Raw genomic sequence first — 25,496 nt, forward strand, 5'->3', positions numbered from 1 at the left:
CGACGATTGCGTCTTCTCGATGAGCCTGGCCACCCGCTGCACTGCCTGCGGCACCGTCTTCCGGGTCGTGCAGGACCAACTGAAGGTCTCCGAGGGCTGGGTTCGATGCGGCCGCTGCAACGAGGTCTTCAACGCGCTCGAGGGCCTGTTCGATCTGGAGCGGGACGCGCCATCGGACTGGACCGCGACCGTGACCCTGCCGTCTGGCGCCGCGGCATCGATGTCGGGCATGCCCGCGTCGGCGCCCGATGCAGGCGACGCGACGACCGGCGGTGACGGCGACGACCCGCAGATCGACAAGATCGATGCGCAGCTGATGGGTCCGCGCGAATCCGACCACGACTCGACGCCGGCGACGCGCGTCAGCGAACGCGATCGGCTCGAGTTCCCCGATGCGCAGTTCGATCCCGACATGCTTGCAGAAGACGGCGCACAGCCCTCGGCCCTGCTTGCCGGCGCGGCGTTGCCGGACATCGACGACGAGACCGCCGAGCGGGCGGGCGCGCCGGAGTTCCTCGAGCGCGCGCGCCGCGCGGCGCGCTGGCGCAGCCCGCGGATGCGCGCGCTCGCCGCGTCGGCGGTCCTCGCGCTGCTCACGGCGCTGGGGCTGCAGGCCGCACATCACTTCCGGGATCCGATCGCGGCGCGCTGGCCGGAAGCCGGCCCGATGCTGGCCGCGTGGTGCGGCGCGATGGCCTGCACGGTCGAAGCGCCGCGGCGCATCGACGACGTCGCGGTCGAGAACACCGCGCTGGCGCGCGCGGCCGCGGCCGATGCGTTCAGCCTGTCGGTGGTCCTGCGCAACCGCGGCGCGATGACGGTGGCGCTGCCATCGGTCGATCTGAGCCTGACCGACGCGAGCGGGCAGCTGGTCGCGCGCCGGGTGCTGACGCCGCGCGATTTTCGCGTCGCGTCGGCGCTGATCAAGCCGGGCGGCGAGTCGGCGCTGCAGTCGGTGCTGGCGGTCGCCGGTGCCAAGGTCACCGGCTACACGGTCGAAGTCTTCTACCCCTGAAACCGGCGGCGGCCCCTTTGGCCCCGCCACTCACTCATCGATTCTGGAGTTCTCATGTCGGCCTTGATTTGCGGTTCACTCGCCTTCGACACGATCGCGACCTTTCCCGGGCGGTTTGCGCAGCAGATCATGCCGGAGCAGTTGCACATCCTGAACGTCTCGTTCCTGGTGCCGACGCTGCGGCGCGAGTTCGGCGGCTGCGCGGGCAACATCGCCTACTCGCTGAGCCAGCTCGGCGGGCAGCCGCTGATCATGGCGGCGATCGGCCTGGACGGCGCCGAGTACCTGCGACGCGTCGAGTCATGGGGCGCGAGCACCGAGTTCATGCGCACGATCCCGGACACCCACACCGCGCAGGCGATCATCATCACCGACACCGACAACAACCAGATCACCGCGTTCCACCCCGGCGCGATGCAGTCGGCGCACCTCAACGAGGTACCGCAAGGCAGCGACATCCGCGTCGCGATCATCGCGCCGGACGGGCGCGATGCGATGCTGCAGCACGCCGCGCAACTGGCGCGGGCGAAGATCCCGTTCATCTTCGATCCGGGCCAGCAACTGCCGATGTTCGACGGTGCCGAATTGAGGAACTTCGTCGCGCAGGCGAGCTGGCTGGCCGTCAACGACTACGAGGGTCAGATGCTTTGCGAGCGCACCGGCGAGACGCTCGAATCCTTGTCGCGCTCGCACCTGCGCGGGATTGTCGTGACGCTCGGCGCCGAAGGCTGCGACCTGTGGCAGCAAGGCGTATGCAAGCGCATCCCCGGCGTGACGGCCGAGGCCGTGATCGATCCGACCGGCTGCGGCGACACCTTCCGCGCGGCACTGCTGTACGGGATCGAACGCGGCTGGTCGCTCGAGCGAAGCGTCGCGCTGGGCAACCGGATCGGCGCGATCAAGGTCGCGTTCCGGGGCGGGCAGAACCACGCGCTGGGTCCCGCGGTTCTCGAGAACCTCTGAGGCCGTCTTTTCGCGAAGCAAGCAGCCCCGCGAAAGCCGACGCCACAAAGTAAACAGCCCGGCAGGAGCCGGGCTGTTGACCACTCAGACAGGCCCTATCAGGGCTTGCTGCCGGTCGGGAAAGGCCAGGCGGCCTGCGGGCTCAGTGAAGTCTTCGCGGGCGCAGCCGGCGCGACCGCAGCAGCGGCCTTCTTCGCCGCCGGCTTCTTGGCCGCAGGCTTCTTCGCTGCTTTCTTCGCGGCGGCCTTCTTGGCAGGCGCCTTCTTCGCAGCGGCCTTCTTCGCCGGAGCCTTCTTCGCTGCCGCCTTCTTGGCAGGCGCCTTCTTCGCAGCGGCCTTCTTCGCCGGAGCCTTCTTCGCCGCCGCCTTCTTGGCAGGCGCCTTCTTCGCAGCGGCCTTCTTCGCCGGAGCCTTCTTCGCAGCGGCCTTCTTCGCCGGTGCCTTCTTCGCGGCGACCTTCTTCACGGCGGCCTTCTTGGCCGGAGCCTTCTTCGCAGCGGCCTTTTTCGCCGGAGCCTTCTTTGCAGTTGCCATTTCGTTTCTCCTTGATCAAGTTGCAAAAAGAACCGCTCCACTCCGGCGCGCCGGGGTGCAACGGCTATTCACCGTCCGAAGTCTGCCCAGGAGGGGCGCCCCAGTACGATGAATCCAGTAGCGATCCGAGTGCGCCGCTTCTTTGTCGGCCCATCACGCATCGCAAATCTTGATCCTTCACTTGCTCCTGCCCATATCGGCACAAGAGACTCCAGGCAAGAGGCCTTTCGACCGCTTGCCCGATTCCTTCATGTCAACGTCCGGCGGTCCCGCGGCCGGTGGTGTTCAATCCCATGACAGCGCGCCCCCGCTCTGGTACTCGATGACGCGGGTCTCGAAGAAGTTGCGTTCCTTCTTCAGATCGATCATCTCGCTCATCCACGGGAACGGATTCTCTTCATTCGGAAACAGCGCTTCGAGGCCGATCTGCGTCGCACGCCGGTTCGCGATGTAGCGCAGATAGCCTTTGAACATCGACGCGTTCATGCCGAGCACGCCGCGCGGCATCGTGTCTTCGGCGTAGCGGTACTCGAGTTCGACGGCTTCGTGGAACAGCGCGTTGATCTCGGCCTTGAACTCGGCCGTCCAGAGCTGCGGGTTCTCGAGCTTGATCTGGTTGATCAGGTCGATGCCGAAATTGCAGTGCATCGACTCGTCGCGCAGGATGTACTGGTACTGCTCGGCCGCGCCGGTCATCTTGTTCTGGCGCCCGAGCGCCAGGATCTGCGTGAAGCCGACGTAGAAGAACAGCCCCTCCATCAGGCAGGCGAACACGATCAGCGACTTCAACAGCTTCTGATCGTTCTCGGGCGTGCCGGTGTGGAAGTTCGGGTCCATGATCTCGCCGATGAACGGGAGCAGGAACTCGTCCTTGTCGCGGATCGACTTGACCTCGTTGTACGCGTTGAAGATCTCGCTCTCGTCGAGCCCGAGCGATTCGACGATGTACTGGTACGCGTGCGTGTGGATCGCTTCTTCGAACGCCTGACGCAGCAGGAACTGGCGGCACTCCGGCGCGGTGATGTGGCGATAGGTGCCGAGCACGATGTTGTTCGCGGCGAGCGAATCGGCGGTCACGAAGAAGCCGAGGTTGCGCTTGACGATGCGACGTTCGTCGTCGGTCAGGCCGTTCGGGTCTTTCCAGGTCGCGATGTCGCGCGACATGTTGACCTCTTGCGGCATCCAGTGGTTCGCGCAGGTCGCGAGGTACTTCTCCCACGCCCACTTGTACTTGAACGGCACCAGTTGATTGACGTCGGTGCGGCCGTTGATGATGCGTTTGTCGGCGGCCTTGACGCGGCGTGTGGCAGCGTCACCGTCGTTCGCGTGGCGGGTTGCAGCGTCGCCGTGATTCACGGCCTTCGCGTCGACGGCCATCGCGTCGGTGGCCGAACCCATCATCGCTGGTGACAGACGAGCGACCTGCGCGAGCGACGGCTGTGTCTGCGCAAGGCTTGCGGTGTGAACTGTCGAGGACTTGGCTTCTTCTTCCCAAACCAGCATGGTGAAATTTTCCTGTGCGTTCCAATTATGAGAGTGTTGCGCGAGAACCCCAAGCACTTCTTGACATTCGCGCGCGTTGCTTGTTGCGGTATCGCATCGACATCGCTATCGATGCATCGCTGCGCGATGCCGCATCGCGTGTGCGATCGATCGCGTGATCGCTTGCGTCATCACTGACACGCTTCGCAATCCGGGTTGTCGATCGCGCAGAACTTCATGTCGGTCGCCGGATCGACGTGGTTCAGACTCAGCGCCGCATCGACCGGCGCAGCGCTGCTCGTCGACGCGCTTTTCGCTGCCGCCGTCGACACGCCGCCATCGCTGGACACCGCGTTCATGTGCCCCGCCTTGACGGTCGATTTCTCGGCGTGCGACGAGCCCACGGTGCGCAGGTAGTAGGTCGTCTTGAGGCCGCGCAGCCACGCGAGCTTGTAGGTTTCGTCGAGCTTCTTGCCCGATGCGCCGGCCATGTAGATGTTGAGCGACTGCGCCTGATCGATCCACTTCTGGCGCCGCGCCGCGGCCTCGACGAGCCACTGCGTTTCGATCTCGAACGCGGTCGCGTAGAGCGCCTTCAGCTCTTCGGGCACGCGGTCGATGCGGCGCAGCGAGCCGTCGAAGTGCTTGAGATCCATCACCATCACGTCGTCCCACAGCCCGAGCTTCTTCAGGTCGCGCACGAGGTACTCGTTGACGACCGTGAACTCGCCCGACAGGTTCGACTTCACCGACAGGTTGCCGAACGACGGCTCGATCGACGCGCTGACGCCGATGATGTTCGAGATCGTCGCGGTCGGCGCGATCGCGACGCAGTTCGAGTTGCGCATGCCGTGCTCGCGGATGCGGCCGCGCAGTGCGTTCCAGTCGAGGGTGCTGCTGCGATCGACCTCGACGTACCCGCCGCGCTGCTCGGCGAGCAGATCGAGCGAGTCGATCGGCAGGATGCCGCGGTCCCACAGCGAGCCGCGATAGCTCGAATAGCGGCCGCGCTCGGCAGCGAGCTCGGTCGAGGCCCAGTAGGCTTGGTAGCACACCGCTTCCATCGAGCGGTCGGCGAAGTCGACGGCGGCGTCCGAGGCATACGGCACGCCGAGTTCGTACAGCGCGTCCTGGAAGCCCATGATGCCCAGGCCCACCGGCCGGTGGCGCAGGTTCGAGTCGCGTGCCTTCTTGACCGCGTAGTAGTTGATGTCGATCACGTTGTCGAGCATGCGCATCGCGGTCGACACGGTCTTCTTCAGCTTCGCGTGATCGATCTGGGTCGTCGGACCGTTCGGGCCGTCGACGCGCGTCAGGTGATGCACCAGGTTCACCGAGCCGAGGTTGCAGACCGCGATCTCGGTCTCGCTGGTGTTCAGCGTGATCTCGGTGCACAGGTTGCTCGAGTGCACGACGCCGACATGCTGCTGCGGCGAGCGCACGTTGCAGGCATCCTTGAACGTGATCCACGGATGCCCGGTCTCGAACAGCATCGACAGCATCTTGCGCCACAGATCGCGCGCCGGCGTCTTCTTGAACAGCTTGATCTCGCCGCTGGCGGCCTTGGCCTCGTAGGCGGCGTACGCCACTTCGAAGGCCTTGCCGAACTTGTCGTGCAGGTCCGGGCAGGTGCTGGGCGAGAACAGGGTCCAGTCGCCGCCGTCCATCACGCGCTTCATGAACAGATCGGGGATCCAGTTCGCGGTGTTCATGTCGTGCGTGCGACGGCGATCGTCGCCGGTGTTCTTGCGCAGCTCGAGGAACTCTTCGAGGTCGAGGTGCCAGCTCTCCAGGTAGGCGCAGACGGCGCCCTTGCGCTTGCCGCCCTGGTTGACCGCGACCGCGGTGTCGTTGACGACCTTCAGGAACGGCACGACGCCCTGGCTCTTGCCGTTCGTGCCCTTGATGTGGCTCCCCAGCGCGCGCACGTTGGTCCAGTCGTTGCCGAGGCCGCCGGCGAACTTGCTCAGCAGCGCGTTCTCCTTCAGCGCCTCGTAGATGCCGTCGAGGTCGTCGGCCACGGTCGTCAGGTAGCAGCTCGACAGCTGCGAGCGCCGCGTGCCGGCGTTGAACAGCGTCGGCGTGCTGCTCATGAAATCGAAGCTCGACAGCACTTCGTAGAACTCGATCGCGCGCGCCTCGCGGTCGATCTCGCCGAGCGCGAGGCCCATCGCGACGCGCATGTAGAAGGCCTGCGGCAGCTCGATGCGCTGCTCGTCGATGTGCAGGAAGTAGCGGTCGTACAGCGTCTGCAGGCCGAGGTAGTCGAACTGCAGATCGCGATCGGCCTTCAGCGCTGCGCCGAGCCGGGCCAGATCGAACTGCAACAGCTTGTCGTCGAGCAGCTCGGCCTGCACGCCCTTCTTGATGAAGCCGGGGAAGTACTCGGCGTAGCGCGTGTGCATGTCGGACTGCAGCGCTTCCTCGCCGAGGATCTCGCGGCGGATCGTGTGCAGCAGCAGGCGGGCGGTGGCACGCGTGTAGCCCGGATCCTTCTCGATCAGCGTGCGCGCGGCCAGGATCGACGCCTTGTGCACCTCGTCCATCGGCACGCCGTCGTACAGGTTGCGTTTCGTCTCGGCCATGATCGGGTCGGGCTTGACCTCGGAACCGAGGCCGGCGCAGGCCGACTCGATCACCGTCTGCAGCCTCGCGAAATCGAGCGGCACGCGCTGGCCACGGTCGAGCACCGTCAGCGCGGGCTCGGCCGCTGGTGCCGGGTGGCTCTGCTTCGCGCGCTCCTGCGTGCGGCGTTCGCGGTACAGCACATAGGCGCGCGCCACTTCATGGTGGCCGCCGCGCATCAGGCCGAGTTCGACCTGGTCCTGCACGTCTTCGATGTGGAAACTGCCGCCGCCGGCACGCGAACGCAGCAGCGCGCGCACGACCGATTCGGTCAGGCCGTCGACCGTCTCGCGCACGCTCGCAGAAGCCGCACCCTGCGTGCCGTGCACTGCCAGGAACGCCTTCATCAGCGCGACCGCGATCTTGTTCGGCTCGAACGACACCACCGCGCCGTTGCGGCGAATGACCTGGTAGCCCTGGTACACCGACGGGGCCGCAGCGGGCGCGTTGCTCATCGGCCGCAGGGCGGCGGCGGGTTGGGAAGGGGTGGTTACGGCTTGCATGGTGGGCCCTCGTTGGTCTGGTGTTGTCGGTTCATGAAGTTCCTGGTTTCAACACGCCGTGAGCTGCGGCCGAGAGGTTCTGGCGGCACTCGATGCGGGCTCGTTGGTCGAGGCGGCGGGTGTCTTGAAAACAGTGCAGGAAGCAACGAAAAGAGCGTTGAAGAATAGCACGAAGAGACACTATATCTGGGGCCTCTCGGCACTTCAAGCACTACGTATAGCGTGTCGGCGATCACGCGGCTTTCAGCACGCAAGCGCCGCCGCACGGCGGCGTGGCGGGCCGACGCCGCTGGCGCGCAGCCGCACGCGGTCTCGCGCGGCGGACCCGCGCCGCGCTTCGCGATGCGCTCGATTTCGCGCGCCAGCCCGCGCCGATTCGAGCGCGGCGCGGTGTTCGGGGCCGCACGCGTCTCAGCGCGCCTCGACCACGCCCTCGGGAAAATACGGGGCCGGCAAGTGCGACAGCTTGCGCAACCGCGCCCAGTCGAAGCCGCTGCCGGGATCCTTCTTGCGGCCGGGCGCAACATGCTCGTGGCCGGCCACCGCCGCGATCGGATAGCGCTGCATCAGCGCCGCGATCAGCCGCGCCAGTGCGCGGTATTGCGGCGCATCGAAGCGCTCGCCTTCCAGGCCCTCGAGCTCGATGCCGATCGAGAAATCGTTGCAGTCGCTGCGGCCCCGCCACGCCGATACGCCGGCATGCCAGGCGCGCGCGTCGCACGAGACGAACTGCAGCAGTTCACCATCGCGCCGTATCAGGAAGTGCGCCGAGACCGTGAGCCCGCAGATCTGCCGGTAGTACGGATGCGCGTCCCAGTCGAGCCGGTTCGTGAACAGCTGCTCGATCGCTTCGCCGCCGTACTCGCCGGGGGGCAGGCTGATCGAGTGGATCAGCACCAGCTCGATCGCCACGCCGTCGGGCCGCGGCCCGAAGTTCGGCGAAGCGCAGCGGCGCACGCCTTCGAGCCAGCCGTCGGACCAGGCCGCGGCAACGTTCACCACCGTCACTCGCGCTCCGCGCTGTCGCCGCCCACGTTGACGCCGAGTCGCGCCATGCGGTAGCGCATCTGGCGCAGCGAGAGCCCGAGGCTCGCGCCGGCCGCGGTGCGATTGAAGCGATGGCGCTCCAGCGCCCGCACCAGGATGTCGCGCTCGACCTCGTCGAGGTGGCGCTCGAGGTCGTCGGGCAAGGGCTCTTCGACCGGCACCAGCGGCGGCAGGTCGCGCACTGCCTGCAGCACGTCGCCGCGCGTGTTCTCGGTGATCAGGTCGAGCTCCTGCGCGGCTGTGTCGGTGAACACCGACTCGGGCAGCCCGAGGTCGAAGACGTCGATCGTCTCGCCGCCCGACAGCGCGACCGCGCGGTGGAGCAGATTCTCGAGCTCGCGCACGTTGCCGGGGAACGCGTAGCGCTCGAGGTGCACCAGCGCGTCGCGCGTCAGGCGCGGCGCCGGCGACACACCAGCATCGCGCGCGATGCGCTCGAGCACGCGTTCGCTGATCGACACCAGGTCTTCGAGCCGCTCGCGCAGCGGCGGCACGCGAATCTGGATCACGTTCAGGCGGTAGTACAGGTCTTGCCGGAACTGGCCCGCGTGCACCTCGGCCGCCAGATCCTTGTGGGTGGCGCTGAGCAGGCGCACGTTGACCGGCACTTCGACGACCGCGCCGACCGGTCGCACCGATCGCTCCTGTATCGCGCGCAGCAGCTTCGACTGCATCGGCAGCGGCAGATCACCGATCTCGTCGAGGAACAGCGTGCCGCCGTTCGCGGCCTGGAAGAATCCCTCGCGGTCTTCCATCGCACCGGTGAACGCGCCCTTGCGGTAGCCGAAGAACTCGGCCTCGAGCAGCTGCTCGGGGATCGCGCTGCAGTTCACCGCGACGAAGGGCTGGCCGCTGCGCACGCTGATCTCGTGGATCGCACGCGCGACCAGCTCCTTGCCGGTGCCCGACTCGCCGTTGACGAGCACCGGCGCCATGCTGCGCGCGACCTTGTCGACCAGCGCGCGCACCTGCTGCATCGCCGCCGAATGGCCGGCCATGCGGTTCAAGGCCTGGCTCACCGGCGCAGCCGGGGCGGGTGCCGCAGGTGCCGGGCGCGGAGCGGCCGTCGCCGGTGCGCCGCTCTCGGACGGCAGCGTCGCCGGGTCGATCGTCGGCGCCGCGATCGAGCCCGCCCGCCCGAGCGCCGACGCGACCACCGCGCGAAACTGCTTCAGGTCGACCGGCTTGGTCAGGTAGTCGTAGGCGCCGGCCTTCAGCGCCTCGACCGCGTTCTCGGCCGAACCATAGGCGGTGATCACGATCGTCTTCTCGCGCCGGCCGTTTTCTTCGAGCCAGCGCAGCACGTCCAGTCCGGTGCCGTCGGGCAGGCGCATGTCGGTGATCACCGCGCTGTAGACGCGGTCCTTCAGATGCAGCTGCGCATCCTGCACGGTGCCGGCGGTTTCGATGTCGTAACCCTCGCGCAGCAGCGTCAGCTCGTAGAGCGTGCGCAGGTCGGGCTCGTCGTCGACGACCAGCAGGCTGAAATGCGAAGGGTTGGTCATTGAGTGAGCGGGATCGGCCGCGTTGGCTAGGCTGGCTGAGACTGGCTCAATGCCCGGCGCTGCATATCGACGAAGAATTCGTTGCGCTGGCCCACGCCCTCGGCGCGCAGACGATAGTCGATGCTGGCGCCATAGCGTTCACACAGTTCGCGGCAAATATACAGGCCCAGCCCGGTGCCCCGGCTGCGGGTCGAGAAAAACGGCTCGAACAGATAGGGCTCGACCTCCGGCGGGATCGGCGCCCCGTCGCTCGCCAGGCTCAGAAACGCCTGCCCTTCGTGACGCGAATCGAGCCGGAGCTGGATCGCGCCGGGTTCGCGGCTGGCGTGGCGATAGGCGTTGTCGAGCAGGTTCACGAGCACGCGTCGCAGGTGCTCGGCATCGAACAGCACGCCCAGCGGTTCGTTCGGCAGCTGCAACTGCAGCACGCTGGCCTCGCCGAGCGCGACACCGCTCGCACGGGCCCATTCGGTGCACACCGCGGCGACCAGCGTGCTCGCGTCGATCACGCCGACATCGGGTACCGCGCCGGGCGCGACCTCCATCACGTCGTCGACGATGCGCTTCAGGCGCTCGACGTTGTCGCTGACCATGCGCATCAGCTGGCGCTGCGCCGGATCGGTGGCGTCTTCGGCGAGCAGCGCATTGGCCTGCGAGATCGCCGCGAGCGGGTTGCGGATCTCGTGCGCGATGCCGGCCGAGACGCGGCCCATCGCGGCGAGCTTCTCCTGGCGGCTGCGCGCCTGCATGTTGCGCACGTCCTCGAGAAACAGCACGCAGAATTCCTCGATCGTCTGCGGCTCGCGCTTGCGCGTGAAGCGCACGCGCACACGCAGCGTGCGCTGTGCGCCGAGCGCGTTGGCCGAGCCGGTCTCGAACTGCAGCACGACATCGCGCCCCGCCTCGGGCCACGTGGCCTCGCCGAACGCGCGCTCGACCGCCCTGACCAGCGCGTCCCAGGCCTGCACGCCGCGCAGCTGGAACGGCGCGGGCCGGCTCATCCCGCTCGGCGCGAGCAGGCGGCGCGCGGCCGGGTTCGCCGCGCGCACGCGGCCGCGCCGGTCGACGACGAGCACGCCGTCCTGCATCTCCTCGATCACCAGGCGGTTCAGCTGCGCCTGCTGGCGCGCCATCTCGAGGCTGCCGCGCGCGGTGAGCTCCTCGCGCGCGAGGCGCCCGGCAAGCTCGCCGGCCAGCACCGTGATCACGAAGAAGCCGGTGCCAGCGAGCGCCGCCTGCGTCATCTGCACGGTGCCCTCGGCGCCGCGCGCGCTCGTCAGCCACGCCGCGGCGAGCAGGCCGAGCGTCACGGTCGCGGCGGTCGCGAGCGCCATCATGCGCGGCGTCAGCACGCCGGCCATCAACACCGGCAGCACCAGCAGCGCGACGTAGTTCAGCGTCGATCCCGGCGCCAGCACGTGCAGCGCCATGAAGCAGAACAGGTCGACGCCGATCGTCGCCAGCCACTGCGCGCCGCGCAGGTGCGCCATCGTGCGCGGCGTCTGGACGCGGTGATAGCGCGGCAGCAGCCACAGGCCGGTCGACAGCGCCGCGTAGGTCAGGCTGATCGCGATCACCGCCGCGGTCGGCCGCAGGCCGAACAGCCCGCCGCCGGCGAGCGCGACGACCAGCGCCAGCCCGAGCGCCGCACGCGCCGCGACGAAGGCGCGATACAGGCGCTCGAACGCGGTCTGGCCCGACTCGACGACCTGTGCGGCGGTGCGCGACAGAAAACGCGAATCGCCGCGCGCGTCGTCGTACTCGTGTTCGGGGTCCGGCTCCGGTGCCGGCACGTCGTCGTACGGCGCATCGTCTTCGCGCACCTGCGTGTCGCCGTCCGCGCTGAACGCGCCGAACCACGACTCGTCGGCAGCGACCGGCCGGCGCAGCCGGCGACGCTCGGCGTGGCGGCGTTCGGCTGCGCGCTCGCTGCTCGTGCTCATTGCTCGGGATGCGCCCGCTCGAACGCCTCGCGGTGCGCGGCACCGCAGAACACGCCGCCGCGGCCGGGCAGCGCCTCGTCGCGCGGCAGGTGAAGGCCGCACTGCGCGCAGGTCAGCATCGGCTGCGGCGCATCGGGTGCTGCCGGCCGTGACGGCGGCGGCCGCTGCACGCTGCGCCAGCTGCGGCGCAGCAGCCAGAACAGCACGAACACCGCGATCAGGAACAGCAGGAACTTCATGCGCTCGCTCCGTCAGACCGCCGGTGCGCGGTGCAACAGCACCTCGAGCACGAAGCGCGAACCGACATACGCGAGCAGCAGCAGCGCCGCGCCCGCATAGACACCGCGTGTCGCCGTCGGTCCGCGCCAGCCGAAGGCACGGCGCCCGGCGAGCAGCCCGGCGAAGACGAGCCAGCCGAGCATCGAGAACACGGTCTTGTGATCCCAGCGCCACGGGCTCGCGAACCAGGCGCCGAGCGCGAGCGCGGCCGACAGCACGACGAAGCCGGCGCCGACGAAGCGGAAGGTCATGCGCTCGAGCTGCAGCAGCGGCATGCCCCCGCCCGCGCCGCCGGCGACCGCAGTGCCGGGCCGCATCAGGCGCTCGGCGCGGTTCAGCATCGCGGCGTGCAGCACCGCGGCGCCGAACAGCCCGTACGACGCGATCCCGAGCGCCCAGTGCAGCGGTGCCCAGCGCGACACGACCTGCGGGCGCACCTCGCCCGGGAACATCCAGGCCAGCACGACGACGACGATGCCGAGCACGGCCAGCCCGCGGCGCGCGCCCGGCAACGGCACAAAGCGGCTCTCGATCAGGTACACCGCGAGCACCAGCCACACGGTCATCGACAGCGCCGGCGCGAAGCCGAAGCGCGCGGCCACGACATCGCTGCCGATGCCGGCGATGTCGACGAAGATCGCCATCGCATGCGCGAGCCAGCCGGCCAGCAAGGCCGTGCGCAGGACGCCCGCGAAGCGTTCGCCGAAGGTCGCGGCCGTGCCGTACGCGGCCAGCGCCAGCAGGCTCGGCAGCCCGAGCGCCCATGCAGAAGCCGATGCGCCTGTCGCTCCGGGGCCCAACGATAGAATCATGCACACAGTGTACTTTCGCGCCCGGGCCGCCTCGGGCTGCGCCACCTCCCGATGGCTTCCACCCTCACCGACCGGCTCAGTCGCCTGGTCAAGACGATGCGCGGCCAGGCCCGCATCACCGAAGACAACGTGCAGGAGATGCTGCGCGAAGTCCGCATGGCCCTGCTCGAGGCCGACGTCGCGCTGCCCGTGGTGCGCGATTTCATCGCCCGCGTCAAGGACAAGGCGCTCGGCGCCGAGGTCGTCGGCTCGCTCAGCCCGGGTCAGGCGCTGGTGGGCATCGTCAATCGCGAGCTGGCCGCGACGATGGGCGAAGGCGTCGCCGACATCAACCTCGCCGCGCAACCGCCCGCGGTGATCCTGATGGCCGGCCTGCAAGGCGCCGGCAAGACGACGACCACCGCGAAGCTCGCGAAGCACCTGATCGAGAAGCGCAAGAAGAAGGTGCTGACGGTCTCGGCCGACGTCTACCGCCCGGCCGCGATCGAGCAGCTGAAGCTGGTCACGAAGCAGGCCGGCGCCGAGTGGTTCGCGTCGAGCGGCGACGACAAGCCGCTCGCGATCGCGCTCGCGGCGCTCGACTACGCGCGCAAGCACTACATCGACGTGCTGCTGGTCGACACCGCCGGCCGCCTGGGCATCGACGAAGCGCTGATGCGCGAGATCAGCGAGCTGCACGCCGCGCTGAAGCCGGTCGAGACGCTGTTCGTCGTCGACGCGATGCAGGGCCAGGATGCGATCAACACCGCGAAGGCCTTCAAGGAAGCGCTGCCGCTGACCGGCATCGTGCTGACCAAGATGGACGGCGACTCGCGCGGCGGCGCGGCGCTGTCGGTGCGCCAGATCACCGGCGCGCCGATCAAGTTCGCCGGCGTCAGCGAGAAGATCGACGGCCTCGAGGTCTTCGACGCGCAGCGCCACGCCGGCCGCGTGCTCGGCATGGGCGACATCGTCGGCCTCGTCGAGGAGGTGCAAAAGGGCGTCGACATGGCGGCGGCCCAGAAGCTCGTCGACAAGGTCAAGTCGGGTGACAGCTTCGACCTGAACGACTTTCTCTCGCAGCTCTCGCAGATGAAGAACATGGGCGGCCTGGCCGGCCTGATGGACAAGCTGCCGACGCAGATGATGGGCGGCAAGGCCGCGAACGTCGGCGCCGCCGACATGAACCGCGCCGAGCGCGACATGCGCCGCATGGAGGGCATCATCTGCTCGATGACGCCGCTGGAGCGACGCAAGCCCGACCTGCTGAAGGCCACGCGCAAGCGCCGCATCGCGGCCGGCGCCGGCGTGCAGGTGCAGGAGGTGAACCGCCTGCTGAATCAGTTCGAGCAGATGCGCGACATGATGAAGAAGATGAAGGGCGGCGGCATGATGAAGATGATGAAGCGCATGGGCGGCATGAAGGGTCTGGGCGGCATGCGCTGAGAGGCCATCGGGGAGCTGACGAATGTCTACATTGCAGATCGTGTTGATCGGGTTGGTGGTCGTCGCGCTGCTGGCGTGGCTGTGGCTCAGGCAGCGCGGCGGCGGCGCAGGCTCCGAGAAGGTCGCCGACCGCATCGACACCGTCACCGGCTGGCCGCCGCAGGCCACGCGGGTGCTCAGCACACCGGAGCGCGTCGCACTGGGCACGCTGATGCGGGCGCTGCCCGAGTACATGATCCTCGCGCAGGTGCCGCTCTCGCGCTTCCTGAACGTGCCGAAACGCAATTCGTATGCCGACTGGCTGCGCCGCGTCGGCTACCAGTGCGTCGACTTCGTGGTCTGCGACATGGCGGCGCAGGTGGTCTCGGTCGTCGAGCTGCAGGCGCCGCAGGAGAACGACCGCGCGCGCAAGCGCCTGGCGCGCATCGGCCGCACGCTGAAGGCGGCGCGGATTCCGCTGCACGTGTGGAGCGAGAACGCGCTGCCATCGGTCGACGCCGCCCGCGAGGTGCTGCTGCCGCGCCCCAAGGAGACCCTGGCAGCTGGCACCGCCGCGGCGCCGGCCGTCACGTCGGCAGCGGCCGCTGCGGTGGCTGCCGCCGCTGCGGCCGCGACCGTCGCGCCCGCAGCAGCGTCGCCCGCGCCGGCCGGCAGCAGCCCGTTCGAAGACTCCGACCGCGACTCGACGCTGGACGAGAAGATCGAGCTGCTCGAGCCGCCGCCGTCGACCTGGTTCGACGATCTCGATTCCGGTGCGGCGCCGCTCAACAAGCGATAGGCGCGATCAGCTCAGCAACGCCTGCGCGAACTCGCGCGCACTGAAGGTCTGCAGGTCTTCGAGCTTCTCGCCGACGCCGATGAAGTAGACCGGCAACGCCGCCGCGCCGCCGCGCGAGCGCTCGCGCGACCACAGCGCGATCGCCGCGAGCACCCCGCCCTTCGCGGTGCCGTCGAGCTTCGTGATGATCAGGCCGGTCAGCTGCAGCGCGGCATCGAAGGTCTGCACCTGCGCCAGCGCGTTCTGGCCGGTGTTGCCGTCGACGACGAGCAGCACCTCGTGCGGTGCGCCTTCCTGCGCCTTCGCGATCACGCGGCGGATCTTCTTCAGCTCGTCCATCAGGTGGGTCTGCGTCGTCAGGCGCCCCGCGGTGTCGGCGATCACGACATCGCAGCCGCGCGCCTTGCCGGCGACCACCGCGTCGAAGGTCACCGCGGCCGGATCGCCGCCGTCCTGCCCGACGATCTCGACCTGGCTGCCGGCACCCAAGGTGCGCGCATCCGCGCGCTGGGCCCACACCGCGAGCTGCTCGCGCGCGGCGGCGCGGAAGGTGTCGGCCGCGGCGAGCAAGACCTTCTGCTTTGCGTCGGCCAGGTGGCGCGTCAGCTTGCCGATGCTCGTGGTCTTGCCGGCACCGTTGACGCCGACGACCATGATCACCGTCGGCACGTGTTCGCCGACGCGCAGGCCCCGCTCCAGCGGCGCGAGCAGGTCGGCGATCGCATCGGCCAGCAGCGCCTTCACCGCCTGCGGCTCGCTCGCCCGCGCCTGCTTGACGCGCTGCTTCAGGTCGGCGAGCAGGAACTCGGTCGCCTTCACGCCGGCGTCGGCCATCAGCAATGCGGACTCGAGTTCTTCGTACAGCGCGTCGTCGATCTGCGTGCCGGTGAAGACCTGCGCGATGCTCGACCCGGTCTTGCGCAGACCGCCGCGCAGCTTGTCGATCCAGCGGCGGCGCTCGGCCTCGGGCGGCATGTCGACCGATGGCGCCGGCACTGTCGCGGCCGAAGCTTCCGCGGCAGCGGGCTCGGCGGCGGGCGCTGGCGGCGGCTCCGCCGCCTCGGGTGGCGTGCCGCGCAACCTGTCGAACCAGCTGCGCTTTTCTGCCTCGGCCGGTGCAGGCGCCAACGGCACAACGGGAGGCGAAGAAGGCGTGGGCTCGGCGGGCGCCGGTTTCTTTTTGAAGAAGCTGAACATGCGGGCGGGAGGGCTTGAAGCCGGTGAAGAGCGCGACTGCGCGGCGGGTCACGCGCGGGCGGCCGGAGGGCGTCAAAGCGACGTTATAATTATGGGCTCAGGCGCTTTAGCTCAGTCGGTTAGAGCGACGGAATCATAATCCGCAGGTCCGGGGTTCGAATCCCTGAAGCGCCACCAAAACCCAGAAGGCTTGTAAGTCAACGACTTACAAGCCTTTTTCTTTGCCAGGGGTGCCATTGGGGGGTGCCACTTGGGCTCCGTCAAGACACCACGCTTGTACCGCAAACCCAGCGGTACCTACTTCATTCGCGTCATCCTTCAAAGCGAGCCCTCAAGCGTTCCGGCAGCCAGCCGAAAACGACAAGAGGTCCGCTGTTCGCTGCGCACCAAAGACCCCCGCCAGGCGCGGTTACTTGCCGCCTGGGTCAACGCACGGCTCGAAGGAAGTCGCACGATGTCAGAGAAACGCGGATTGCTCGATGCCCTGGGCGTCACCATCAAAGAGGCTTGGAGCATCGACGGCGTGGTTCGCATCGACTCGCTCGAGGACCAGCAGAACTACCAGCTCTTTCTCGAAAAGAATCCAGACTTCAGAGAGGCGATGCTTGAGCGCGTGCGCGCGCGACAGGAAGACCGCGACGCCTACAACCTGAGCAAAGAGAGGCCCGAAGTCGTCGAGCGCATGCGCATGATTCGCGAAATCATCGACGCACCTCGCCCGGCCAACGAGCCTGCCGCCTCCGCATCGGTGGCCAGTCCGATGCGAATGGCGCAAGCCATTGACGCCTTCGTCGAAAGCAAGAGCAACAGCACCGAGAACAACTCACGCACGCTTCAGGACAAGAGGCGTCTGCTGCGGGCGCTCTGCGTCCATCTCGCGGCGCAGTTCGCAGGCTTGGGCGCGGACCCGTGGGTACACGAAATCGAACGGCGCCACATCGAGTCATTCTTCAATTCGATGCGGGTCCGACGGCACCTCTCAGCCGCGGGCACCTCAGATGAAGATTCATTCGTGGCTCCTGGGACCGTACTGAAGAAAATCTCAGACGTTCGGTCCTTCTTCGTCTATGCCCTGGCTGTGCAAGCAACCGCCAGCGACCCCACCGACAAGCTTTCAGAGCGCACCAAGGCCCTGAAGTCTCGGAAGTCCAGGCAGAAGAGTTCCTACAAGCCGTTCACCGACAACCATCTGCGGAAGATGTTTGCTCCCGCCGCGCACCTTGCATTCAACCGCGACGCCGACTACTTTTGGGCGCCGCTGATTGGTTTGCACCTCGGATGTAGCAGCGTGAGCTTCTGTTCGAGTGCGAGCAGTTCCTTCTCGCGAGCAGCGCTCAGCCTCCGTGGCCGAGCCAGTCCGACAGCCGGTGCTCGCAGGCCTTGAACACCACGTAGGCCGAGATGCTGAGGTAGCCGGTCGCCGCCAGTTCGAGCAGCTGCCGCAGCGCGCCGTCCATGATCGCCTGCCAGCCGTACTCGCCCAGCAGGTGCAGGTTCGCCATCAGCAGCAAGCCGATGTTCAGCGTGCCGACGCCGAAGGCCAGGAAACTCAGGCCGAGCACGACGAAGGTCAGCCACAGGCGCGTCAGCACCCATCTCTGGAACAGCGTGTTCATCTTCATCGGGCGCTCGCAGACGGGTTCGCGGTCATGACTCCGCGAATCAGTCGAGCGCGCCTCGCATTGCTTACGCGGGGCGATGCAGCGCCGCTTTTTCTCCAGAGAGCGCGTAAGGAAGCTCCCGGTCGGTCGACAGACGGTTCGTGCCGGATCACGGTGCAATCGACTCAACCCTCAAGGAGCTTCCATGGACAAGCAACATTTCATCCAGTCCGCACTCGCCTCGATGCTGGCGTTCGGCGCCATCTCCGCGGCCCAGGCCGGCCCGGTCGCGGCCGACCCGAGCAAGGACAAGTGCTTCGGCGTCGCGAAGGCCGGCCAGAACGACTGCGCGAGCGCGTCGGGCTCGCATGCCTGCGCCGGCACCGCGACGAAGGACAAGGACCCCGGCGACTGGAAGTACGTCGAGAAGGGCACCTGCGAAAAGATGGGCGGGATGATGGCGGCGCCGAAGAAGTAGGCCACCGGCCGCGAAGCGCAGGCGCAGAGCAACGGCGATGGAGACGCTCCCGACCCGGGCCGTCGGCATCGGCCTGCGCCAGCCGCACTACCGCGAGGTGTTCGAGCGCGCGCCCGCGCTCGGATTCGTCGAGGTGCACAGCGAGAACTTCTTTCTCGACGGCGGCGCCTCGATGCACGCGCTCGAACGGGCGCGCGCCGCGTACCCGATCAGCCTGCACGGCGTCGGGCTCTCGCTCGGCTCGGCCGACGCGATCGCGCAGCCGCATCTCGCCAAGCTGAAGCGCCTGGTCGAGCGTGTCGAGCCGGCGCTGGTGTCCGAGCACCTGTCGTGGGGCGGCCTCGGTGCGCGGCACTTCAACGACCTGCTGCCGATGCCGAACCGCCGCGAGACCCTCGCGCTGCTGACCGAGCGCGTCGACCGGGTCCAGAACACGTTGAACCGGCCGATCCTGGTCGAGAACGTCTCGGTCTATTTTGCTTACCGCGACGACGACATGACCGAGACCGCGCTGCTCGCCGAGCTGGCACGGCGCACCGGCTGCGGCATCCTGCTCGACATCAACAACCTGTATGTCAACGCCGTCAATTTCGGCTTCGACCCGGTCGCGCGCCTGGCAGAGCTATCGTCCGCGACGATCGGCGAAATGCACCTGGCCGGGCACGACGCGACCGGCGACTGCCTGATCGACACCCACGGCGCACGTGTCTGCGCCGATGTCTGGGCGCTGTTCGAAGCGGCCTGCCGGCGCTTCGGCCCGAAGCCGACGCTGATCGAATGGGACACCGATCTCCCGACGCTCGATGTGCTGCTCGACGAAGCGGCCAGCGCGGCGTCGATCGCACGCCAGTCGATCGAGGTCGTGCATGCCTGAACTGCTCGCCCTCCAGCACGACCTGGCGAGCGCGCTGGACGGCGCAGCACCGCGTGCCGAACGCTGGCTCGCCGGCGACGCCGCGCTGATCGAACAGCGCCTGGCGATCTACCGCGCCAACATCACGGCCGCGGCGACGAAGGCGCTGGCCGCCGCGTACCCCGTGCTGCGGCAGGTCGTCGGCGATGAGTTCTTCGATGGCCTGGCGCGCGCCTACCAGCGTGCCGTCCCGTCGACGAGCGGTGACCTGAACGACTACGGTGGCACGTTCGCCGCTTTCATCGCCGAATTTCCGCACACTCAATCGCTGCCGTACCTGCCCGACCTGGCACGCCTCGAATGGGCCGCGCAGCGCGCGTACGGCGCCGCGGATGCGCCAGCCTGCGACCGGCAGGCGCTCGCGCAGGTCGCGCCGGCGCAGAGGCCGACGATCCGCTTCGACTGGGCCGCCGGCACCGCGATCGTCGATTCGAGCTTTCCGATCGCGCGCGTCTGGCTGATCCATCAACCGGGCTTCGACGGCGAATTCAGCGTCGATTGGGCGGTGCGCGAATGCGCGCTGGTTTCGCGCGACGGCTTTCGCGTCGGCGTCGCGACCCTGGCCGCCGGCGACGCGGCGTTCATCGGCAGCAGCCTGGGCGGCGCTGCGCTCGGCGCCTCTGCAGAGGCAGCACTGGGGGTCGATGCCGGCTTCGATCTCGGCGCGCTGCTGGCCCGACTGATCGCGTCGAACGTGATCTGCGGCTTCACCATCGACAAGGAGTGACATGAACCACCTGATCCAGCGCGGCTTGCGCATCGCCAGCCAGATCGATCGGCTGCAGCCGGTGCTGCTGCTGGCGGCGCGCCTCTACGTGTCGCTGATCTTCTTCCGGTCGGGCCTGCTGAAGATCGCCGACTGGGGCAGCACGCTGGTGCTGTTCCGCGAGACCTACCAGGTGCCGGTGCTGCCGCCCGAACTCGCCGCGACCATCGGCACGTTCGGCGAGCTGGCGTTCCCGGTGTTGATCGCGCTCGGCCTGGCCGGGCGTCTGGGCGCCGCGGGCCTGTTCGTCGTCAACGTGATGGCCGTGGTCTCGTACCCCGACCTGTTCGGCTTCGAGTGCCCGGCCGCGATCAATTCGCACTACGCCTGGGGCTCGGTCCTGCTGGCGCTGCTGGTGTTCGGGCCCGGCAAGCTTTCGCTCGACGAGATCATCTTGCGCAGGCGCCAGAGCAGCGCGAACGCGACCAGCGAAGTTCCGACGACGACGTAGCCGACCTGGTCGAAATGCTGCAGCTTGCCGTCGGGCGCGAGCGTCACGATGTGACCGGCGACGACCGACGCGAAGCCGCCCGAGAGCTGCTGGATCGACGCGCTGATCGCGTTGAACGAGCCGCGCTGGACGCTGGTCGGCACCGACGACGCGATCGCCTGGAACGGGATCATCCGCGAGAAGATCCCGACGAACATCACCGTGTTGACGATCACGAGCACCGGCAACGAGACCGGGCCGAGCCGCGTGTAGATCAGCACCATCACGATCGACAGCGCCGTGCCGAGCGTGAAGACGCGGAACGTCCCGAACGCATCGGCAGCGCGTCCGATCGCCGGCCCGACGAAGATCGTGCACAGCCCGGTGACCAGGTAGACCGTCGGCAGGCTGTGCAGGTCGATGCCGAGGTTGCTGACGACGAAGGCGCTGCTGAACGGCATCAGCATGAAGCCGCCGGTCGTCAGCAAGGCCGTCGTCGCGAACGCGACCCCGTGGCGCGGCACCGTCAGCGTGTGCAGCAGGTGCATCCACGGGCTGTGCTGCTGCGGCACGTTCAGGTGGTCGGCGACCGGCCGCATGCGCCAGCTCACGGCCAGCCCGCCAACCACGCCGAGCGCGGCCATCGCGATGAACGGCACGTGCCAGTTCCAGCGGTTCGACAGGTAGATGCCGATCGGGATGCCCAGCACCTGACTCGCCGCGAAGGCGGTCTGGATCCGGCCCATCACGCGGCCGCGCATCTGCGGCGGGAACAGGTCGGTCGCGATCGCCATCACGACCGAGCCGATGACACCACCGAACAGCCCGGTGACCACGCGCGCCAGCAGCAGGGTCTCGAAGCTCTGCGCGAGCCCGCACCACAGCGTGCCGACGATGAAGCCGGCGTAGAAGAACAGCAGCAGCTTCTTGCGATCGAAGCGGTCGGCGAAGCCGGCCGTCAGCAGGCCCGACGCGGCGGCACTGAACGCATAGGCCGACACGACGAGGCCGAACTGCTTCGGCTCGATCGCCAGCGCCGGCATGATCAGCGCGCCCAGCGGCGCCATCAGCATGAAGTCGAGAATGACGGCGAACTGCAGGAACGCCAGCATCCAGACGGCGGTCTTCTGGTAGCGCGAGAACGGCGCCAGCGCCGGCGCGACGGCGGCGGTCATTCGCCGCGACCTTCGCCGCGTCCTTCCTCACGGCCTTCACGCCGGCCCCATGGCGCGCCGCGGCGGAACTGTTCGCGCTCCTCGGGCGTCATCGCGCTCCAACGGCCCCGCGTCCAGTGGCGCTGCATGTGCCAACCGCCGTGGCCGCGGAAGCCGCCGAACAGGATGCGACACAGCAGCAGCAGCCCGAGCGCATGCAGGTAGTCGACCGACCGCGCGCCGGTGAACAGCTCCGGCACGATCGCATTCCACAACGCCATCACCAGCACGCCGAGAACGGCCACCGCCGCCACGCCGAGCACGGCCCGACCCACAAATCTCGCCTTCGACATCATCATCTTCCTTCTCCTTCAGTCATCGAGTTCGTCGTAAATCGGTTGAAGCCGCGCGCGCAGTTGCAGCACCGCATAACGCTTGCGCGAGAGCAGCGTGTTGACGGGCACGCCGCTGTGCGCCGCCAGCTGCTTGAAGCTGAGACCCTCGATCTCGTGCGCGACGAAGACCTCGCGCTGCTCCGGTGGCAGATCGGCGAGCGCCTGCTGCAGCGCGTCGAGCAGCAGACCGCGCGCGTATTGCGCTTCCGGGCCGGCGTCCGGCGACGGCAGTGCGAGATCGAGCCGGTAGTCGGCACTCGCGTCGTCGTCGCCGGCGTCATCAATGTCGTCGAGCGGCAGCTCCCTCTTCTTGCGAAACCGATCGACGATGCGGTTGCGCGCGACGCGGAACAGCCACGCGCTGACCTGCTCGATCGGCTCGGGCAACCGGTAGGCCTCGACGAATTCGTGGAAGACGTCCTGCAGGATGTCCTCGGCATCCGACTGATCGCGCACGCTGCGCCGGATGAAGCCGGCAAGCCTCGCGCGCTCGCGCAGCACGGTCGCGGTGATGACGCTGTCTCGGTCCTCGCCTCGGTCGGTCATCGTCAGTGCGGGCGGCGGCGGGTCCATGCCTTGAAGACGTTTCAGGATCGGGAATATTGTCGGCGGCCGCGGGACGCAGGGCATTTCTACAATCGAGCCCCACCTGCAAAGGATCCCCGATGAAAGCCAGGATCGCCGCGTTCGGCATCGCGTGTCTTGCCGCGCTCACCGCCTGCTCGGCACTGCCCATCGCGCGGGTCGCGCCACCCACCGATTGCCAGGCCTGGGTCGGCGCCGACCGGAACAGCGAGCTTCCCGGTTATCTCTTGCCGCAACCGAACGGCGCGACGCAATGCGTGCCGCTGCTGCTGACGGCGAACCGGCCGCCCGCCGGCTACCCAGGCGACTTCTACGTCGGCGAATTCACCGATGCGAAGCTCAAGGCGCGCTGGGCCGAATGCAAGATCGACACCGCGTGCTTCAAGCGCATCGGCGACCAGATGCAGCGCTGGCTCCCGCCGAACAAGGAGCGCGCGACCCGCGTCACCGGCATGGTCGACCCGATCGGCAAGATCGATCCGGAAGGCCGCGTGGACCTGGCGCAGATCCGCAAGCCCGGCTTCTTCGCGAAGGCGCCGTACCACGAAGCCGTCGCGGAGGCCGACAGCCGCACCCATGTCGTCGAGTTCACGGTGCCGCGCGATCCGCTCGAACGCCTGAAGCTGAACATGCAGGGCGAGATCAGGCTGCGCGGCTGGTACGTGGAAGGCGCGGGCGTGGACGACGGCCGCGGCGGCCGCAGCCGCGCGCTGGTGATCATGAGCCCGGGCGGCGGCGGGCAGCTGACCGCGATCCAGCATCCGGCCGATGTCGCCGTCACGATCGACGCGGTCACGCGCCGCGCCACGTCGGTGCCGTACCCGAACGCGACGACCGAGGGGATCGGCATGCGCCTGTGGCGCGACCAGATCCACGCGTTGAACCGCGCCGGCTTCGACGTGCTGGCCTACGACCGGCGCGGCGAGGGCTTGTCCGGCGGCTTCAGCGACACCAACACGCTGGAGCAAGGCGAAGACATCTTCCGCGTGCTCGACCAGATGGAAAGCGGCCGCGGCCTGCGGCTGCTGACGCCGCGCGGCGAGTTGTTCGAAGGCGCGGCCGCGGGCGGGCGGCTGATGGCCGGCATGAAGGCGCGCCAGATTCCGCTGCTGCTGCTCGGCTATTCGCGCGGTTCGATGGCGACCGGCTGGGCGATGACGAAGAACTACGCCGGCAGCTGCAGCTACGACCTGCCAGCGGTGCGCTGCGATGCGCCGAAGGGCTTTGCCAACATCAAGGGCGCGATCCTCTTCGCGTCGTTCGTCAGCGGCGCCGGCTACCTGCCCGACGCACGCGATCTCGCCGACCGGAATCTGTTTCTCGGCGGCATGGCGGCCGACAATTTCGTCGCGTTCTATCCGAACTCCGCGGTGCTGGCGAGCATGAGATCGTGGCCCGCGGTCTTCTTCGCAAAGGGGCTGTGGGACCGCGCCGAGAGCCTCGAAGGCACCATCGCCGCCTACGACCGCGTGCGCGGCCTGAAGGAGATCGCCGTCGCACGCGGGCCGCACTCGATGGAGACCTGGCCGCAATCGGAGATCGACCGCATCCGCGACCGATCGGTCGCCTTCGCGGTCGCCGCGGTGCAGGGCCGCACCGATCTCCCCGGCGCAGCGGCGTGGACGAATCTGAAGGAGCTGGTTGCGACGACCCCTGATGTATGGGAGCCCTCCTCGCGCCCGCGATGAGTTCGCGTGCGCGATGCGACTCAGTCGGAATGCGGCGCGGCCCAGCTGCGCATCTTTCCCGGGTTGAGCAGGCCCTGCGGATCGAAGCGCCGTTTCAGCTCGACCACCGCTGGGTTGAGCTGCCCCTGTTTGCCATCCTCGAGGATGAAGACGTGCGGGTTGTTGATGGTCACGCCGTGCTCGCGATAGATCTGCATGATCTCGTTCAGGCGTTCTTCGCTGGTGAAGCGGATCAGCTGCAGGCCGCTGCAGTTGAAGGCGCCGTCCTTGGTGCGCAGGAACTCCAAGTGCATCATCACCTCGCCGGCAAGCAGCCGCTCGAGCGCCTTGACCTGCTCGACATGGCGTGCGGGTTCGAAGCCGCTCTGGATGTAGGTCAGGCCACGGTCGACTTTCATCGCCACCAGCGTCGTGTGGTTCCAGGTGTATTCGAGCAGCGTGCGGTTGCCCGACTCGGCCGCGGTCTTGCGGTAGCTGATCCGGCCGCCCGCGGCCGTGGCCATGTCCTCCATGCCGGCCTGCGACGACTCGGCCATCACGACGAGCACCGCGTGGCAGCCCTTGGGCAGGTAGTCGGCGAGCGCGGCCATGTGGTCGGGCACCGGAGCGCCGAGGAAGCAAACCTCTTTCTTGACCAGTCCCGGCGCGCTGCCGAGGCCGCTGGCAAATTCGAGCGCGACCTCGAAAGCGGTGAAGGTCGCGATGCTCTCGATCCAGTCCAGCGCAGGTGCGAGCGCCACCTCGAGTTCGAGCACGATCCCGTTGGTGCCGTACACATGGTGCAGCAGCATCGCGTCGGGAGCGCGCAGCTCGATCACGCGGGGCTCGGACTCGACCGTCATCACGCGCACGCCGAGCACGTTTCCCGCGGCGGCCATCGGCCCGTAGGTGATCGAGCCCGCACCTCCGAACCCCCCGCCGAACAAGCCACCCAGCGTCGCGCTGCGAAAGGTCGACGGCAGCCAGCGCAGCTCCCAGCCCAGCGGCCGCGCCTGGCGGTCGAATTCAGCGAGTCGGATACCGGCCTGCGCGCGGCCCACGCCGCCGCGCACCCAGCCGAAGGCGTTGTAGCCGCTCATGTCGAGGATCACGCCGCCGTGCAGCGGGATCGCCTGGCCGTAGTTGCCGGTGCCGCTGCCTCGTACGGTGATCGGGATCGCGTCGCGCGCGCAGGCACCGACCACGGCGCGGACCTCGGCCTCGGTGCGCGGGCGCACCGCAATCTCGGCGGTCTTGTCGGCGAGCTGGCGCTTGAGCACCGGGCTGAACCAGGCGAAGTCCTGTGACAGGCGCGCGACGCGCGGCAGGTCGGTGATCCACTCGAGGGCGGGCAGTTCGAGAGGCAGGCGGGCAACGAGGGCGGGATCGGCGTTCATGAG

Annotated in this window: 23 protein-coding genes, 1 tRNA gene and 1 pseudogene; 11 read left to right on the forward strand and 14 right to left on the reverse strand. The window is 68.2% G+C overall.

The genetic code is table 11. The features are described 5' to 3' along the window. The first annotated feature begins 19 nt into the window (after positions 1-19). Together AC1DTW_RS03220 and AC1DTW_RS03225 are read left to right on the forward strand one after the other, a co-directional pair. Positions 20-1,015: a zinc-ribbon and DUF3426 domain-containing protein gene (locus AC1DTW_RS03220; protein ID WP_477979065.1), complete on the forward strand. Its 996-nt coding sequence runs from the start codon at positions 20-22 to the stop codon at positions 1,013-1,015. 54 nt (positions 1,016-1,069) lie between these two features. Continuing rightward, positions 1,070-1,978, forward strand: coding sequence for a carbohydrate kinase family protein (locus AC1DTW_RS03225; protein ID WP_477979067.1), 909 nt, complete (start codon positions 1,070-1,072; stop codon positions 1,976-1,978). A 98-nt stretch (positions 1,979-2,076) separates the two neighbouring features. Here the strand turns inward: AC1DTW_RS03225 and AC1DTW_RS03230 are convergent, their stop codons facing one another. From AC1DTW_RS03230 to AC1DTW_RS03265, 8 genes are all read right to left on the reverse strand, one after another. Next, positions 2,077-2,511, reverse strand: coding sequence for a histone H1-like DNA-binding protein (locus AC1DTW_RS03230; protein ID WP_477979069.1), 435 nt, complete (start codon positions 2,509-2,511; stop codon positions 2,077-2,079). 285 nt (positions 2,512-2,796) lie between these two features. After that, entirely contained in the window at positions 2,797-4,014 is a 1,218-nt protein-coding gene (locus AC1DTW_RS03235; protein ID WP_477979071.1) for a ribonucleotide-diphosphate reductase subunit beta, read from the reverse strand. Between the two features lie 170 nt (positions 4,015-4,184). Continuing rightward, positions 4,185-7,121, reverse strand: a complete 2,937-nt coding sequence (locus AC1DTW_RS03240; protein WP_477979073.1) for a ribonucleoside-diphosphate reductase subunit alpha — start codon at positions 7,119-7,121, stop codon at positions 4,185-4,187. Positions 7,122-7,532: 411 nt separating this feature from the next. Continuing rightward, positions 7,533-8,123, reverse strand: a complete 591-nt coding sequence (gene ampD / locus AC1DTW_RS03245) for a 1,6-anhydro-N-acetylmuramyl-L-alanine amidase AmpD (protein ID WP_477979075.1) — start codon at positions 8,121-8,123, stop codon at positions 7,533-7,535. A 2-nt stretch (positions 8,124-8,125) separates the two neighbouring features. Then, a complete protein-coding gene (locus AC1DTW_RS03250; RefSeq protein ID WP_477979077.1) occupies positions 8,126-9,673 on the reverse strand; it encodes a sigma-54-dependent transcriptional regulator in 1,548 nt (515 codons plus the stop codon). 26 nt (positions 9,674-9,699) lie between these two features. After that, a complete protein-coding gene (locus AC1DTW_RS03255; protein ID WP_477979078.1) occupies positions 9,700-11,616 on the reverse strand; it encodes a sensor histidine kinase in 1,917 nt (638 codons plus the stop codon). Next, entirely contained in the window at positions 11,613-11,855 is a 243-nt protein-coding gene (locus AC1DTW_RS03260; protein WP_477979080.1) for a PP0621 family protein, read from the reverse strand. The genes AC1DTW_RS03255 and AC1DTW_RS03260 overlap by 4 nt, the downstream gene beginning before the upstream one ends. Positions 11,856-11,867: 12 nt before the next feature. Next, positions 11,868-12,707, reverse strand: a complete 840-nt coding sequence (locus tag AC1DTW_RS03265) for a cytochrome C assembly family protein (RefSeq protein ID WP_477979082.1) — start codon at positions 12,705-12,707, stop codon at positions 11,868-11,870. Positions 12,708-12,758: 51 nt separating this feature from the next. On the opposite strand from AC1DTW_RS03265, the gene ffh reads away from it, so the two are divergent. Continuing rightward, complete coding sequence (ffh, locus tag AC1DTW_RS03270; RefSeq protein WP_477979084.1) at positions 12,759-14,132, forward strand: signal recognition particle protein; 1,374 nt, start codon at positions 12,759-12,761, stop codon at positions 14,130-14,132. A gap of 22 nt (positions 14,133-14,154) precedes the next feature. Continuing rightward, complete coding sequence (locus AC1DTW_RS03275; protein WP_477979086.1) at positions 14,155-14,910, forward strand: DUF2726 domain-containing protein; 756 nt, start codon at positions 14,155-14,157, stop codon at positions 14,908-14,910. Positions 14,911-14,916: 6 nt separating this feature from the next. Here the strand turns inward: AC1DTW_RS03275 and ftsY are convergent, their stop codons facing one another. Then, the gene (gene ftsY / locus AC1DTW_RS03280; RefSeq protein WP_477979088.1) at positions 14,917-16,107 is read right to left on the reverse strand and encodes a signal recognition particle-docking protein FtsY; all 1,191 of its coding nucleotides are present in this window, start codon (positions 16,105-16,107) and stop codon (positions 14,917-14,919) included. Positions 16,108-16,207: 100 nt separating this feature from the next. Here ftsY and AC1DTW_RS03285 point away from each other — a divergent pair. Together AC1DTW_RS03285 and AC1DTW_RS03290 are read left to right on the forward strand one after the other, a co-directional pair. Then, a tRNA-Met gene (locus AC1DTW_RS03285) sits at positions 16,208-16,284 on the forward strand. A gap of 97 nt (positions 16,285-16,381) precedes the next feature. Further along, on the forward strand, positions 16,382-17,491 hold the full coding sequence (locus tag AC1DTW_RS03290) for a hypothetical protein (protein ID WP_477979090.1): 1,110 nt from the start codon (positions 16,382-16,384) through the stop codon (positions 17,489-17,491). On the opposite strand, the gene AC1DTW_RS03295 is transcribed toward AC1DTW_RS03290, so the two are convergent. Further along, complete coding sequence (locus AC1DTW_RS03295; protein ID WP_477979092.1) at positions 17,442-17,729, reverse strand: hypothetical protein; 288 nt, start codon at positions 17,727-17,729, stop codon at positions 17,442-17,444. The genes AC1DTW_RS03290 and AC1DTW_RS03295 overlap by 50 nt on opposite strands. Before the next feature lie 184 nt (positions 17,730-17,913). Between AC1DTW_RS03295 and AC1DTW_RS03300 the strand changes: the two genes are divergently transcribed. The 4 genes and pseudogenes from AC1DTW_RS03300 to AC1DTW_RS03315 form a co-directional block, all read left to right on the forward strand. Beyond that, positions 17,914-18,186: a BufA1 family periplasmic bufferin-type metallophore gene (locus AC1DTW_RS03300; RefSeq protein ID WP_477979094.1), complete on the forward strand. Its 273-nt coding sequence runs from the start codon at positions 17,914-17,916 to the stop codon at positions 18,184-18,186. A gap of 37 nt (positions 18,187-18,223) precedes the next feature. Beyond that, positions 18,224-19,060, forward strand: a complete 837-nt coding sequence (gene bufB, locus AC1DTW_RS03305) for an MNIO family bufferin maturase (protein WP_477979096.1) — start codon at positions 18,224-18,226, stop codon at positions 19,058-19,060. Beyond that, positions 19,053-19,826, forward strand: coding sequence for an HvfC/BufC family peptide modification chaperone (locus AC1DTW_RS03310; protein WP_477979098.1), 774 nt, complete (start codon positions 19,053-19,055; stop codon positions 19,824-19,826). Before bufB ends, AC1DTW_RS03310 begins: the two co-directional genes overlap by 8 nt. Position 19,827: 1 nt before the next feature. Continuing rightward, positions 19,828-20,124 (forward strand): annotated as a pseudogene (locus tag AC1DTW_RS03315) (DoxX family protein); the annotation flags it as partial. 62 nt (positions 20,125-20,186) lie between these two features. Here AC1DTW_RS03315 and AC1DTW_RS03320 read toward each other — a convergent pair. Genes AC1DTW_RS03320 through AC1DTW_RS03330 form a run of 3 tightly spaced genes read right to left on the reverse strand, consistent with a single transcriptional unit; the run spans position 20,187 to position 22,417 of the window. After that, a complete protein-coding gene (locus tag AC1DTW_RS03320; protein ID WP_477979100.1) occupies positions 20,187-21,470 on the reverse strand; it encodes an MFS transporter in 1,284 nt (427 codons plus the stop codon). Beyond that, a complete protein-coding gene (locus AC1DTW_RS03325) occupies positions 21,467-21,805 on the reverse strand; it encodes a hypothetical protein (RefSeq protein WP_477979167.1) in 339 nt (112 codons plus the stop codon). Before AC1DTW_RS03325 ends, AC1DTW_RS03320 begins: the two co-directional genes overlap by 4 nt. 15 nt (positions 21,806-21,820) lie before the next feature. Continuing rightward, positions 21,821-22,417, reverse strand: coding sequence for an RNA polymerase sigma factor (locus AC1DTW_RS03330; protein ID WP_477979102.1), 597 nt, complete (start codon positions 22,415-22,417; stop codon positions 21,821-21,823). Positions 22,418-22,509: 92 nt separating this feature from the next. Here AC1DTW_RS03330 and AC1DTW_RS03335 point away from each other — a divergent pair, with 92 nt between their 5' ends. After that, positions 22,510-24,117, forward strand: coding sequence for an alpha/beta fold hydrolase (locus AC1DTW_RS03335; protein ID WP_477979104.1), 1,608 nt, complete (start codon positions 22,510-22,512; stop codon positions 24,115-24,117). A gap of 20 nt (positions 24,118-24,137) precedes the next feature. Here AC1DTW_RS03335 and AC1DTW_RS03340 read toward each other — a convergent pair whose 3' ends face one another. Beyond that, entirely contained in the window at positions 24,138-25,493 is a 1,356-nt protein-coding gene (locus tag AC1DTW_RS03340; protein ID WP_477979106.1) for an FAD-binding oxidoreductase, read from the reverse strand. Positions 25,494-25,496: the final 3 nt, after the last annotated feature.

It is taken from the genome of Rhizobacter sp. P5_A1 (assembly GCF_056400745.1).